The organism is Rhizobium sp. BK176, assembly GCF_024808055.1.
In genome coordinates this window covers 35,386-47,651 of the sequence record NZ_JANUBV010000013.1, presented here as the reverse complement: position 1 = coordinate 47,651, position 12,266 = coordinate 35,386, and the positions used below count along the sequence as shown (strand labels likewise).

Genomic DNA, 12,266 nt, shown 5'->3' with positions numbered 1-12,266 from the left:
CCTGCCCGATCAGCGGCGTTGACCTTGCCAGCGGTGGGGCATAGATCATGCCAATGATCGAAGCTGCGTTTTCACATCTGCCGGCTCTTGAGCCGGGCAGCGTCTGGCTTGTTGGTGCAGGGCCGGGCGAGCCTGGGCTGCTGACGCTTCTCGCGGCCAAGGGCTTGGCGGAGGCGGACGTCGTGGTCCACGATGCACTAGTGAACGCCGACTGCCTCAAGCTCGCTAGGCCAGACGCCTTGCTGGAATATGCGGGAAAGCGAGGTGGCAAGCCGTCTGCCAAGCAGCGCGATATTTCGCTTCGGCTTGTCGAACTCGCCCGTGCCGGTAAGCGCGTCCTCCGTCTCAAGGGCGGCGATCCCTTTGTCTTCGGTCGTGGCGGCGAGGAAGCGCTGACGCTGGTCGAGCACAACATTCCGTTTCGCATCGTTCCGGGCATCACCGCCGGGATCGGCGGGCTGGCTTATGCCGGCATTCCGGTCACCCACCGCGATGTCAACCATGCGGTGACATTCCTGACAGGGCACGACTCCTCGGGGATCGTGCCGGACGCCATCAATTGGGAAGCGATCGGAAAAGGCTCGCCGGTGATCGTCATGTACATGGCGATGAAGCATATCGCTCAGATCAGCAGGAACCTGATTGCCGCGGGGCGTTCTCCGACAGAGCCGGTCGCTTTCGTCTGCAACGCGTCGACCGGTGACCAGCAGGTGCTTGAAACCATACTTGCTGAGGCTCCTTCGGCTGTTGCTGCCTCCGGCCTTGAGCCACCGGCGATCGTCGTTGTCGGGGAGGTCGTGCGGCTGCGGCAGTCGCTTGATTGGCTGGGTGCACTCGCAGGACGCAGGTTGCGCCCTGATCCGTTTCGGGACTCGAACAGCAGGGAGACGGCATGAGCGGTTTGTTGATTGCGGCTCCTTCCTCCGGATCGGGGAAGACGACGGTGACGCTGGGGTTGCTGCGCGCGCTTCGCAAACGCGGTGTTGCGATCGCGCCCGGCAAGGCGGGCCCAGATTATATCGACCCGGCGTTTCACGCTGCGGCAAGTGGTGTTGCCTGTCTCAACTTCGATCCGTGGGCGATGCGGCCGGAATTGATCTCCGCCAATGCGACCCTGCATCGCTCCGGAGACCGCATTCTCATCATCGAAGCGATGATGGGGCTCTTCGATGGTGCGACCGACGGCAAGGGGACCGCGGCCGATCTCGCAGCCATGCTCGGCCTTTCCGTCGTGCTTGTCGTCGATGCCTCGCATATGTCGCAGTCGGTGGCGGCGCTGGTGACAGGATTTGCGGGTTTCCGCGCCGATGTCCGCATCGCAGGCGTGATCCTCAACAAGGTTGGTGGCGATCGTCACGAGATGATGCTTCGCGGGGCGCTCGAAGCGATCCGTATGCCGATCGTTGCCGTCGTCCGCCGGGACAATGAGATCGCCCTGCCTGAGAGACATCTCGGGCTTGTTCAGGCGGGAGAGCACCAGACGCTCGAGAGCTTCATAGAGCATGCGGCGGATGCCGTATCGGAAGAATGCAATTTCGAGTTTCTGCTGCGCATTGCGCGGCAAGGCCTGAACCGTCCATCCACCGCGAACATTGCGCGGCTACCGCCGCTCGGTAGTAAGATTGCGGTCGCCCGCGACATCGCCTTTGCCTTCTCTTATGAACATATGTTGCTCGGCTGGCGCCGACGCGGCGCGGAGATCTCATTCTTCTCACCGCTTGCCGATGAGGGGCCGGATCCGACGACTGACGCAATCTATCTTCCGGGCGGCTATCCCGAACTGCATCCCGGGCGGATCGCCGCTGCGCGCAATTTCCGGGCAAGGCTTCTCGATGCCGCGGCTAAGGACGTGCGGATCTACGGCGAGTGCGGCGGATACATGGTTCTCGGCGAAGGCTTGATAGACGGAGCCGGCAAGCGCCACGAGATGCTCGGCCTCCTGCCAGTCGTCACAAGCTACGAGGAGCGCAAGCGGCACCTCGGCTATCGACGCGTGACGCCGTTGAACTCGCCCTACTTCGAAAAAGCCATGACGGCGCACGAGTTTCACTATTCGGCCGTGGTTTCCGAAGGCAAGGCCGATCGGCTTTTCCAGGTGACGGATGCCTTGGGCAACGACCTCGGGCAAGCAGGCCTCCAGCGTGGCCAGATTGCTGGATCCTATATGCATCTCATCGACGTTGCCGAGGGGACAAGATGAACACCCCGATCGTTCACGGGGGCGGGATAACGGCTGCAGCTGTCATGTATGGCGGCGAGTTGGAGCAGTGGCTCGATCTCTCCACAGGGATTAACCCGTGCCCCGTTCCGCTGCCCGATGTCCCGATGCGCGCATGGCATCGTCTGCCGGACAGGTATCTAGTCGATCGGGCGCGCGCTGCGGCGCGGAGCTATTATCGCAGCGGCGAGATTTTGCCGCTCCCCGTTCCGGGCACGCAATCGGTGATCCAGCTGTTGCCGCGGCTCCTCGAGGTTGCCGGGAGGGTCGCGATTCTCGGGCCGACCTACGGTGAATATGAGCGCGCCTTCAGGATGGCGGGCTGCTCCGTTGATTTGGTCACCCGCTTGGATGACGTCGAAACCGAGCACGCAGTTATCGTCATCGCCAATCCGAACAATCCCACCGGTCGTGCCTATGCTCCGGAGGAACTTGTCGCATTCAGCAAGGAAGTGCACGCTAGGGGAGCTTTTGTCGTCCTGGATGAAGCCTTCGGCGACACATGCCCCGAGCTGAGCTTGGTGCCCTTTGTGGCACAGCTACCGAATGTTCTCATCTGTCGTTCGTTCGGCAAGTTTTTCGGGCTGGCGGGATTGCGCCTGGGATTTGTCGTGGCCGTGGTGCCAATTCTGCGACGGCTCGAAGAACTGCAAGGGCCCTGGGCGGTATCGGGGCCCGCGCTTTCGATCGCAACAGAGTTGTTTGCATCGGATGTCACCGCAATACAGCGTCGGCTGTCGGAAAGGGCCGGCGTGTTGCGCAGAACTCTCGAAGAAGGCGGCCTACAGGTCATCGGCGGGACCGATCTGTTTGCGCTTGTCGACGATGAGCAGGCAGGCGAGTTGCACCAGCATCTTTGCCGGAATCACATTCTGGTCCGCAAATTCGACTATGAGCCGCGATGGTTGCGCTTCGGTCTTGCCGCCGATGTAGCTGGCGACCAGCGGCTGTCCAATGCACTGCAGAGTTTCAGACCATGACGCTTGACCATAATCTCCTCGTGCTGGTTCTGGCCCTTTTGCTTGACCGGATCGTCGGTGATCCGGATGCGCTGTGGATGCGGCTGCAGCATCCAGTCGTGCTGTTTGGAAATGCGATCTCGCGCATCGACCGGATGTTCAATCGGGAAGAGCTTCACAAACGCGTGCGCCGGCGTAATGGGGTCTGGTCGATTGTCGGCCTCCTGAGCGTGAGTGCCGTTGCCGGCGCCGTGTTGCACTGGGTCTTCTCGCTGTTCGGTGTGGCCGGGATACTTTTGGAGGTTATGTGCGTTGCCGTCTTCATGGCGCAAAAAAGCCTTGCCGACCACGTGGGAGCTGTTGCGGCCGGTCTGAAAAACGGTGGCCTGGATGGTGGCCGGCAGGCGGTTTCGCGAATTGTCGGGCGTGACCCGGAAACATTGGACGAGCCCGCCGTCTGCCGCGCCGCGATCGAGAGTCTGGCGGAGAATTTCTCGGATGGCGTCGTTGCGCCTGCTTTGTGGTATGCCGTGTTCGGCTTGCCCGGCCTATTTGCCTACAAGATGCTGAACACGGCGGATTCGATGATCGGCCACAAGTCCGAGCGATACGCCGATTTCGGTTGGGCTGCGGCGCGTCTGGACGATTTCGCCAATTGGCCGGCGGCACGCTTTTCGATTCTCCTTATCGCAGCCGGGGCCTGGTTGCGGCGAGGGCGAACCGCCTGCCAGGAGGCCCTTCGCATTGCTGCGCGCGACGGTGGCCTCCACCGCTCGCCGAATTCCGGGCGACCGGAAGCAGCAATGGCCGGCGCGCTGGATGTACAGCTTGCCGGGCCACGAGTTTACTCCGGCATCGTTGTCATGGAGCCGATGATCAACGGCAGTGGGCGTGAAACGGCAACTGTCGCCGATATCGAGGATGGCATCTCTGTCTTCTATGCCAGCTGTTCAATGCTTGCTGGGGCGGCCCTAGTTCTTTTCCTCCTGCTGCTCTAGGCGCAGGCAAGCTGTGTTGCCAACGCGCTTGGTGGCAAGCGGCTCGTTATGCTTTGCTGTTTAAGCAACACTGGTCCTGCAAATTGCGTGCCGGGACGGCGGAAAGCATTGGCTTTTTGAAATGGATTTGCCTATGAGGAGGGTTAAATCGTCATTTCAAGAGGTAAAGGCGTGACCGCTACATTCGATAAAGTTGCCGACATCATTGCAGAAACCAGCGAGATCGATCGCGATACGATCAAGCCGGAGAGCCATACGATCGACGACCTCGGTATCGACAGCCTCGACTTCCTCGATATCGTCTTCGCCATCGACAAGGAATTCGGCATCAAGATCCCGCTCGAGAAGTGGACGCAGGAAGTCAACGAAGGCAAGGTTTCCACGGAAGAATATTTCGTGCTGAAGAACCTCTGTGCCAAGATCGACGAGCTGCGCGCCGCCAAGGCCTGATTCGGCACCGTCATCTTTTTCTCCCGCCCTGCCGCTGTTAACCATGGCGGCCGGGCGGTTTTGTTCCTAAGTAGGTCTAGCCGCGGGGCAAGGTGTCCTTGTGGCCGGAGGATTCGATGCTACTGGAATACTTCCAGATGATTGACCGCATCGAGGCGGTCGACCTTCAGAAGGGGACGCTGAGGGCGCGCTCCGTCGTGCCGGCGAAGAGCCCGGTCTTCGAAGGTCATTTTCCCGGTATGCCCCTGGTTCCCGGCGTGCTGCTGATCGAAACGATGGCGCAAGCATCGGGCATGCTCGTGCTCGCAGCCACTGATTTTGCTGCCATGCCTTTCCTGATGTCCGTCGACGGCGCCAAGATGCGTACCTTCGTGGAGCCGGAAGCTGTGCTTGATATCGAGGCGCTTTTGGAGCACGACGGCTCGGGATTTGCCGTAACCAAGGCGAAGATCACAAGCGCCGGCAAAAAGGTTTGCGATGCGCAATTGAAGTTGCGGACCATGCCTTTCAGCGAGGTTCCGCTGGGAGATATCGTCAAGAAGCGTGCCGGTGAAGTCGGCCTGATGGATGCGATCGCTGCGCAGGGAGTGAATGGATGAGTAAGGCTCAGAATGATGTCGTGATTACAGGCGTCGGCATTGTCACCTGCCAGGGCGTCGGCAAGGAGCCGCATGTTGCGTTGCTCAACGCCGAAGGCGCGCCGCAGACGATTGTCGAGCTTGATAAATTCAGGCCTTACCCGGTCCATCCTTTGCCGGAGATCGACTGGTCGCAACAGATCGCCAAGCGTGGCGATCAGCGGCAGATGGAAAACTGGCAGCGGATCGGTGTTTTTGCAGCCGGCCTCGCGCTGGATGATGCCGGCTTCAAGGATAATGCGGACGCCTGCGGCACCATGGACATGATCGTCGCTGCCGGTGGTGGCGAGCGCGACATCAATGTCGATACGTTGATCGTAGACGAGGGCCTGAAGCGTAATGACCGCGAAGCTCTCCTGAACGAGAAGTTGACGACGGAACTGCGGCCGACCCTGTTTCTGGCCCAGCTTTCGAACCTGCTCGCAGGCAACATTTCCATCGTCCACAAGGTCACCGGTTCCTCGAGAACCTTCATGGGCGAGGAGTCCGCCGGCATTTCCGCCGTCGAGACAGCCTTCCATCGCATCAGGTCGGGTGAATCGACCCACGCGCTGGTGGGCGGCGCCTATTCAGCCGAGCGCCTGGATATGGTGCTCCTGTTCGAAGCCATCAACGTCTACTGCCGCGACGAATGGCAGCCACTCTGGTCTCGCGATCATGGCGGCGTCATTTCCGGTTCGCTGGGTGCGTTTCTGGTGCTTGAGTCGCGCGCGCATGCCGAAGCACGCGGCGCGCGCATCTACGCGTCGATCACGTCGATCGAAGGCGACCGCGGCAACCGCAATGCCGGTAACCTCGAGAAACGCCTCGAGCGCTTGCTTGAAAACGCGTCCGGCCTGTCGCCGGAAAGCACAGCGATCTTCTCAGGCTCGACCGGTATTCCCGATCTGGCCACCCGCGAGCGATCCGTCCTCGAGCGTCATCTGCCGGGTGCCGCTGTCCGCGGTTTCGGCGGTATCACTGGCCACGGCCTTGAGGCGCATTTCACGCTTGGCTTGGCGCTGGGAGCATTGGCCGTCGATAGCAAGGCGAAGGTTCCGGTCTTTGATCCGAGCCACGAGAAGCCGATGGCAGCCGCGACCAAGGCAGCGATCGTTACCACCGTCGGTCACCAACGCGGCGAAGGCGTCGCGGTTCTTTCCGCGGAAGCGTGAGGAGTGTGCAAATGAAAGATTCGGCTTACAAGGATCACCTCGGCCGTCCGATCGTCGCAGTGACGGGTGTCGGTATCATTACTTCGCTGGGGCAGGGCCTGAAGGACAACTGGGCGGCACTCACCGCCGGTACCTCCGGCATTCACGCCATCGAGCGCTTTCCGACCGAGGGACTGTCGACCCGCATCGCCGGCACCGTCGACTTTATCGACATTCCGGTCGCCAATGCCGTGGAGCGGTCTTACGCATTCGCGCGTGAAACGACGATCGAAGCGCTGGCCGATGCTGGCATCAGTGGCGATTTCGACGGTCCGCTATTTCTCGCGGCGCCGCCGATCGAACCGGAATGGAGCGCACGCTTCGATCTCGCCGACCGTTCGCCGCCGGCCGATCATGCCGGGGATGCCTACGACCGGTTCCTGGCTGCCATGCGCCAGCGTCCGGATGCGGCTTTCCACGAGGCATCGTTGTTCGGAGCGATTTCCGAGCGCCTGGCCGACCGCTTCGGCACACGCGGCCTGCCGGTCACACTGTCGACGGCCTGCGCGTCTGGCGCGACTGCCATCCAGCTCGGAATAGAAGCGATCCGCCAAGGGCGCACGTCGCGGGCGCTTGCGGTCGCGACCGATGGTTCTGTAAGCGCAGAGGCACTGATCCGCTTCTCGCTGCTTTCGGCGCTCTCCACCCAGAACGATCCGCCGACCAAGGCTTCCAAGCCCTTCAGCAAGGATCGCGACGGCTTCGTCATCGCCGAAGGTGCTGCTACGCTGGTGCTGGAGTCGCTGGAGGCGGCGGTAGCGCGTGGCGCCAAGATTCTCGGCATCATGAAGGGGGCCGGCGAAAAGGCCGACTCCTTCCATCGTACACGTTCATCGCCTGATGGCGGACCCGCGATCGCGACGATCCGCGCGGCGCTGGCCGACGCTGGCATGGGTGAGGGCGACATCGGCTACATCAACGCCCACGGCACTTCGACACCAGAGAACGACAAGATGGAATATGCCTCCATGCTGGCTGTGTTCGGCGAGCGGATGGCGTCCATTCCGTTGTCGTCGAACAAGTCGATGATCGGCCACACTCTGACGGCTGCAGGCGCGGTGGAAGCGGTGTTCTCGCTCCAGACGATGCTGACCGGCACGCTACCGCCGACGATCAACTACACAAACCCCGATCCATCGATCGTTATCGACGTGGTGCCAAACAAGAAGCGGGAAAGCCAGGTCAACGCCGTGCTTTCCAACTCCTTCGGCTTCGGCGGGCAGAATGCCAGCCTTGTCATGGCGCTCGAACCGGCTTAATCGGTTCCCGACAAAACATCGAGATAGAACGCCTTCGCGGCGAAGGACTTTGCCATGCGCGCTTTGCAACTGATTGACGATCGCAAGCTTGAGATCACCGACCTTCCGGAACCGGATGCGCCCGGCCCGGGCGAGGTTACGCTGCGTGTCAAGGCCGTTGCCCTCAATCACATCGATGTCTGGGGCTGGCGCGGCATGGCGTTTGCTAAGCGCAAGATGCCGCTGGTGATCGGCGCGGAAGCTGCAGGCGTTGTGGAAACGATCGGGCCTGGCGTTGCCAACGTCCTGCCAGGCCAGCTTGTATCGATCTATGGCGCCCGCACCTGCGGTCTCTGCCGTCCGTGCAGCGAGGGACGCGACAATCTCTGTGAGCATGTCTCCGGCGTTCACGGCTTCCACCTTGACGGATTCGCCCAGGAAAAGGTGAACCTGCCGGCGCGCCTGCTGGTTCCTGCTCCTCCGGGCGTTGACGCGATTGGCGCCGCACTCGCTCCGGTAACCTTCGGAACGGTTGAGCACATGCTGTTCGACAACGCCAAGCTGGAGCCGGGCGAAACCATCCTAGTTCATGCGGGTGGTTCCGGCATTGGCACGGCGGCGATTCAGCTCGCCAAGAAGATCGGCTGCACTGTCATCACGACTGTCGGCTCCGACGACAAGATCGAGAAGGCCAAGGCACTCGGCGCGGATCACGTCATCAACTACCGCACGGACCGCTTCGAAGGCGTCGTTCGCAAGCTGACCAAGAAGAAGGGCGTCGACGTCGTTTTCGAGCACGTCGGCAAGGACACCTGGGCAGGCTCAATGCTGTCGATGAAGCGCGGCGGCCGCCTCGTGACCTGCGGCTCGACGTCCGGCGTTTCCACCGACATGAACCTGATGATGCTCTTCCAGCAGCAGCTGAAGCTGCTCGGCTCGTTCGGTTGCCGCATGGAGAACATGGCGAACGCCATGCAAAAAATGGGGCGCGGACTGGTGCATCCTGTCATCGATACTGAAGTCCGATTCGATGACATCGATCGGGCATTGGAGCGCATGGAATCGCGTCAGATCTTCGGCAAGATCATCCTCAAGATGGATTGAGCCCTTGAAGCTCTTCATCACTAAGATCGTGCTGGCTCTCATCCACTTTCGCCAGTGGTTGATCGCCCAGGCGATGTTCGGTTTCCTGAACTTCCTGAAGCTGTTCCCGGCTGACGGTGCGATCAACTTCGCGGATTGGCTGACCCGCAAGCTCGGTCCGCGCACGAAACGTCACCGGCTGATGCTGACCAATCTCCGCAATGCCTTTCCCGAAAAGGGCGATGCTGAGATTGAGGAGATTGCCTTAGCGAGCTGGGGCAACATGGGGCGGCTTGCTGCAGAGTACGTGTTCCTCGACCGACTGTTTGATTTCGAGTATCAACGCGAAGAGCCAGGCCGGGTTGAAGTCTCGGGGATACCGATCTTCATCGACCTACTCGAAAATCCGCGTCCCTTTATCGTATTCACGGGGCATACCGGCAATTTCGAACTCTTGCCGGTGGCCGGTGCGGCGTTCGGTCTCTATGTGTCCGTCCTTTTCCGGCCACCGAACAATCCCTATGTCGCGCAGAAAGTCTTCGACTTTCGCAGCGCCCGCATGGGCAAGCTGGTCCCATCTCACGCTGGTTCGTCGTTTGCGCTGGCCCGGCAGCTTGAAGCGGGGCAGGGCGTCGGCGTGCTGGTTGACCAGAAGTTCGGCAAGGGACTGAATACAAAGTTCTTCGGCCTCGACGTAAAGACCAATCCGCTGCTTGGAAAGCTGGTCCGGCAGTTCAACTGCGACGTTTATCCGGCACGCTGCATTCGGCTTCCGGGAAATCGCTATCGGCTGGAGATAGAGCCGAAGCTTGAGATGCCGCGGGATGCCAACGGCAATCTCGACATGGTCGCGACTGCGCAGCTCCTGAACGACAAGGTGGAAAGCTGGGTTCGAGAATATCCTGAGCAATGGCTTTGGTATCACGACCGCTGGAAGATAAAGCACGACGTCCTGAAGTAAACGCTCTGGCGATCCCTACATCTTGTCATTGAAAAACAGTGATATGCGTTCATTGAATGTGAACGAGCGTCATGTTACCAATTTCCATCAAGGCGAGTGGCCGGACACCGGCGGCTTCAACTTGCGTGATGCAAAGCTCGGCCGATCTCGGTGGCATTCTTTTAGAGGATGTATTTGGAGGCGTCTTGCTGGGACTTTTTCGGGCGTTTTCGTTGTGTTGTGCGCAAATCGACGCGGCCATCGCTGCGGGGGATGATCTGCGCGTAAGCGTACTCGATTGCTCGGTCGAGCCACTTGTCGATGCGATCCTTGCGCATCCCGCAACTACAGTTCTCGAAGTTCACATGCAGCTCGAATTTGTTGGCTGCCTTATCGAGCAGTATGCCGAAGACAGCGAGTCCGTGCGCGGCTATGTCGGATTGCTCTCGTCCTTGATGGACAAGTATTTCGGTAGTGCGACGCCGCGGTGGCGGATGCCTCCGGTGGAACGGCTGCCTGTCGCCGATCCCTTCGCATTTACGCCGAATGTCGACAACGGCAACTTCTTGAACGCTGCAATCCTCGATGCAATGCCGGACCGCGTCGCCGTGCTGACGCGAGACTATCGCTACCTCTATTCCAACACCGTGAACTCGGCATATCTCGGCCGGAAGCCGATCGACATGATTGGGCGTCATCTGATCGAGTTCATCGGCGAAAAGCGCTTCTACGAGGGGCCGAAGGCGAAGCTCGACGAATGTTTCGCCGGACGTGGCAGCGATTATGCGTACGAGCGTCGCGACGGCGCCACCATGAGGACTGTTCGTTGCCGTATGTCACCGCTTCGCGATTCGTCGGGAAGCGTCATTGGAGCTCTGATCGTTCTACAGCACGCTGGAGCGACAGCGTCCACCGTCGCGGCGTGATCAGCTCTTCGTCCAGACGGCGAGTTCATACCCATCCGGATCACTGAAGTGAAACCGGCGTCCGCCGGGGAATCCGGTGATCGGCTTCACTATGGTTCCGCCGGCGCTTTCCACACTTGAAAGGGCGGCTTCAAGATCGTCAGCATAGAGGACGATGAGAGCTCCACCGGGCCGCGGAGTGCCCAATGTCGTAAAGCCGCCTTTGAGCCGTCCATCATCGAATTCGCAGTATTCCGAGCCGTAGTCGGTAAAGGACCAGCCGAAAGCCTTGCCGTAGAACGCTTTCGAAGCCTCGATGTTGTTGACATTGAATTCGACGTAATCGATGCGTCGGTTGTCCGTTGGTGTGGCCATGATTTCCCCCTATGCTTCCATCAATGCCTTCAGTGCCGCCAGATCTTTCGCGATATGGGCGGCATCGGCCTCGAACTGCTCATCGGTCATGCCAGGGATGCGTAACAACGTGAACATGATCTCGCAGCCGTCGCCATTCGGCACGATGCGGAGCGCGTTGTAGACCCGCAAGCCGCTCTCGATCGTCACGGTATGATCGATGACGCCGAACTCGTTGTGCGGGACGAAACTGACGTTGACTGCACCGAGTGTGCCGGTCGCAATCCAGTCATCTCCACTGAGTTCGAGCCCGGACGCCAAGCCCGACGCCCACAGCGGCATGTTTTCAGGGGCCGCGGCGAAGGCATAGACATCACGCCAGTTCCGGTCGATGGAGCGGTGGACGATCTTTGCGGTCATCGTAGACATGGCGCTTTCCTGCGTGGTTCTAAATGGAAATAGCAGAATGTCCGTTTTCGTATTGAAGAAAACGGACGTTCAACCGGCCAATTGCTGCTGGAGCTGCATTGGCGTCAGTGTCGAAATTTCGCGCGCATCGCGGGTCATGTGAGCCTGATCCGCATAGCCAGCCGCTGCGGCCAGTTCCGCGAGTGGGAGGGCCTTCGGACTTCGACATAGACCGAGCATTCCCTGAAAGCGGCGAATTCGAGCGAGCATTTTCGGCCCATAGCCGAAATGGGTATGGCAGCGCCGGCGAAGCTGGCGGGCGCCGATCGAGAGTTCGTCGAGCATCGCATCGGCGAGGCTCCCTGATTGTGACAGGTCGCTCGCTCGCGTAAATACCGATGCCATGTCACTGGCTGGTGCCGTATGTCTGGTGGCCGCCTGCTCAAGTGCGGTCTTCAACTGCAGCAGGCGTTCGTACGGTTCCGCACAGCCTCCCAGCCGTTCATTCAATCGTAGCGCCGCTGCGCCCCAAAAATTCTCCAGAGGAATGGATTGGCCGACAATCTCGCAGAGTGGCACCCGGAGCCAGTCGGCGGCTGCGCCCGGGGCGAACCGAGCCCCCACGATCCTTTCTCCGCCGGCAATCGATGGGAAGGCACTACTCCGGTCAGGCCCCGCGACCACAAGTCTGCCACCCATCCAGACGATGTCGCAGTAGCCGTCCGGCACAATGGCAATCCTGTGCTCGGGGCCGTCGTGGATATCGTGTGACCACAGGCAGTGAAAATGAGCTGCAAGCACGGGCGTCGGCGCATACTCCCTATACCAACCGGCGCGTGACGCCAAAACGGCGGCCTCCTGTGCTGCTGTGCGGCTCATCGT

Annotated in this window: 14 protein-coding genes; 11 read left to right on the top strand and 3 right to left on the bottom strand. The window is 60.5% G+C overall.

Features of this window, described 5'->3' with window-relative positions:
- Window positions 1-53: 53 nt before the first annotated feature.
- From cobA to FHT76_RS28710, 11 genes are all read left to right on the top strand, one after another.
- Complete coding sequence (gene cobA, locus FHT76_RS28760) at window positions 54-896, top strand: uroporphyrinogen-III C-methyltransferase (RefSeq protein ID WP_183863028.1); 843 nt, start codon at window positions 54-56, stop codon at window positions 894-896.
- Window positions 893-2,200, top strand: coding sequence for a cobyrinate a,c-diamide synthase (locus FHT76_RS28755; protein WP_183862841.1), 1,308 nt, complete (start codon window positions 893-895; stop codon window positions 2,198-2,200). The genes cobA and FHT76_RS28755 overlap by 4 nt, the downstream gene beginning before the upstream one ends.
- A complete protein-coding gene (cobD, locus tag FHT76_RS28750) occupies window positions 2,197-3,198 on the top strand; it encodes a threonine-phosphate decarboxylase CobD (protein ID WP_183862839.1) in 1,002 nt (333 codons plus the stop codon). Before FHT76_RS28755 ends, cobD begins: the two co-directional genes overlap by 4 nt.
- Window positions 3,195-4,175, top strand: a complete 981-nt coding sequence (gene cbiB, locus FHT76_RS28745) for an adenosylcobinamide-phosphate synthase CbiB (RefSeq protein WP_183862837.1) — start codon at window positions 3,195-3,197, stop codon at window positions 4,173-4,175. Before cobD ends, cbiB begins: the two co-directional genes overlap by 4 nt.
- Window positions 4,176-4,346: 171 nt before the next feature.
- Window positions 4,347-4,625 carry an acyl carrier protein gene (locus FHT76_RS28740; RefSeq protein ID WP_007533215.1) on the top strand — a complete coding sequence of 93 codons (279 nt, stop codon included), beginning with the start codon at window positions 4,347-4,349 and terminating at the stop codon, window positions 4,623-4,625.
- A gap of 116 nt (window positions 4,626-4,741) precedes the next feature.
- Window positions 4,742-5,224: a 3-hydroxyacyl-ACP dehydratase FabZ family protein gene (locus FHT76_RS28735; protein WP_183756311.1), complete on the top strand. Its 483-nt coding sequence runs from the start codon at window positions 4,742-4,744 to the stop codon at window positions 5,222-5,224.
- A complete protein-coding gene (locus FHT76_RS28730) occupies window positions 5,221-6,417 on the top strand; it encodes a beta-ketoacyl-ACP synthase (protein WP_183862835.1) in 1,197 nt (398 codons plus the stop codon). The genes FHT76_RS28735 and FHT76_RS28730 overlap by 4 nt, the downstream gene beginning before the upstream one ends.
- Before the next feature lie 11 nt (window positions 6,418-6,428).
- Window positions 6,429-7,715: a beta-ketoacyl-ACP synthase gene (locus tag FHT76_RS28725; RefSeq protein ID WP_114712928.1), complete on the top strand. Its 1,287-nt coding sequence runs from the start codon at window positions 6,429-6,431 to the stop codon at window positions 7,713-7,715.
- Between the two features lie 54 nt (window positions 7,716-7,769).
- Window positions 7,770-8,798 (top strand): zinc-binding dehydrogenase, encoded by a 1,029-nt coding sequence (locus tag FHT76_RS28720; protein ID WP_183756313.1) that lies wholly within the window; start codon window positions 7,770-7,772, stop codon window positions 8,796-8,798.
- 4 nt (window positions 8,799-8,802) lie between these two features.
- Complete coding sequence (locus FHT76_RS28715) at window positions 8,803-9,738, top strand: lipid A biosynthesis lauroyl acyltransferase (RefSeq protein ID WP_183862833.1); 936 nt, start codon at window positions 8,803-8,805, stop codon at window positions 9,736-9,738.
- Between the two features lie 185 nt (window positions 9,739-9,923).
- On the top strand, window positions 9,924-10,643 hold the full coding sequence (locus FHT76_RS28710; protein ID WP_183862831.1) for a PAS domain-containing protein: 720 nt from the start codon (window positions 9,924-9,926) through the stop codon (window positions 10,641-10,643).
- Here the strand turns inward: FHT76_RS28710 and FHT76_RS28705 are convergent, their stop codons facing one another.
- The 3 genes from FHT76_RS28705 to FHT76_RS28695 form a co-directional block, all read right to left on the bottom strand.
- Entirely contained in the window at window positions 10,644-10,997 is a 354-nt protein-coding gene (locus FHT76_RS28705) for a VOC family protein (RefSeq protein ID WP_183862829.1), read from the bottom strand.
- A gap of 9 nt (window positions 10,998-11,006) precedes the next feature.
- Window positions 11,007-11,405 carry an SRPBCC family protein gene (locus FHT76_RS28700; protein WP_183862827.1) on the bottom strand — a complete coding sequence of 133 codons (399 nt, stop codon included), beginning with the start codon at window positions 11,403-11,405 and terminating at the stop codon, window positions 11,007-11,009.
- Between the two features lie 69 nt (window positions 11,406-11,474).
- Window positions 11,475-12,263 carry a DUF6597 domain-containing transcriptional factor gene (locus tag FHT76_RS28695; RefSeq protein ID WP_183862825.1) on the bottom strand — a complete coding sequence of 263 codons (789 nt, stop codon included), beginning with the start codon at window positions 12,261-12,263 and terminating at the stop codon, window positions 11,475-11,477.
- Window positions 12,264-12,266 lie beyond the last annotated feature (3 nt).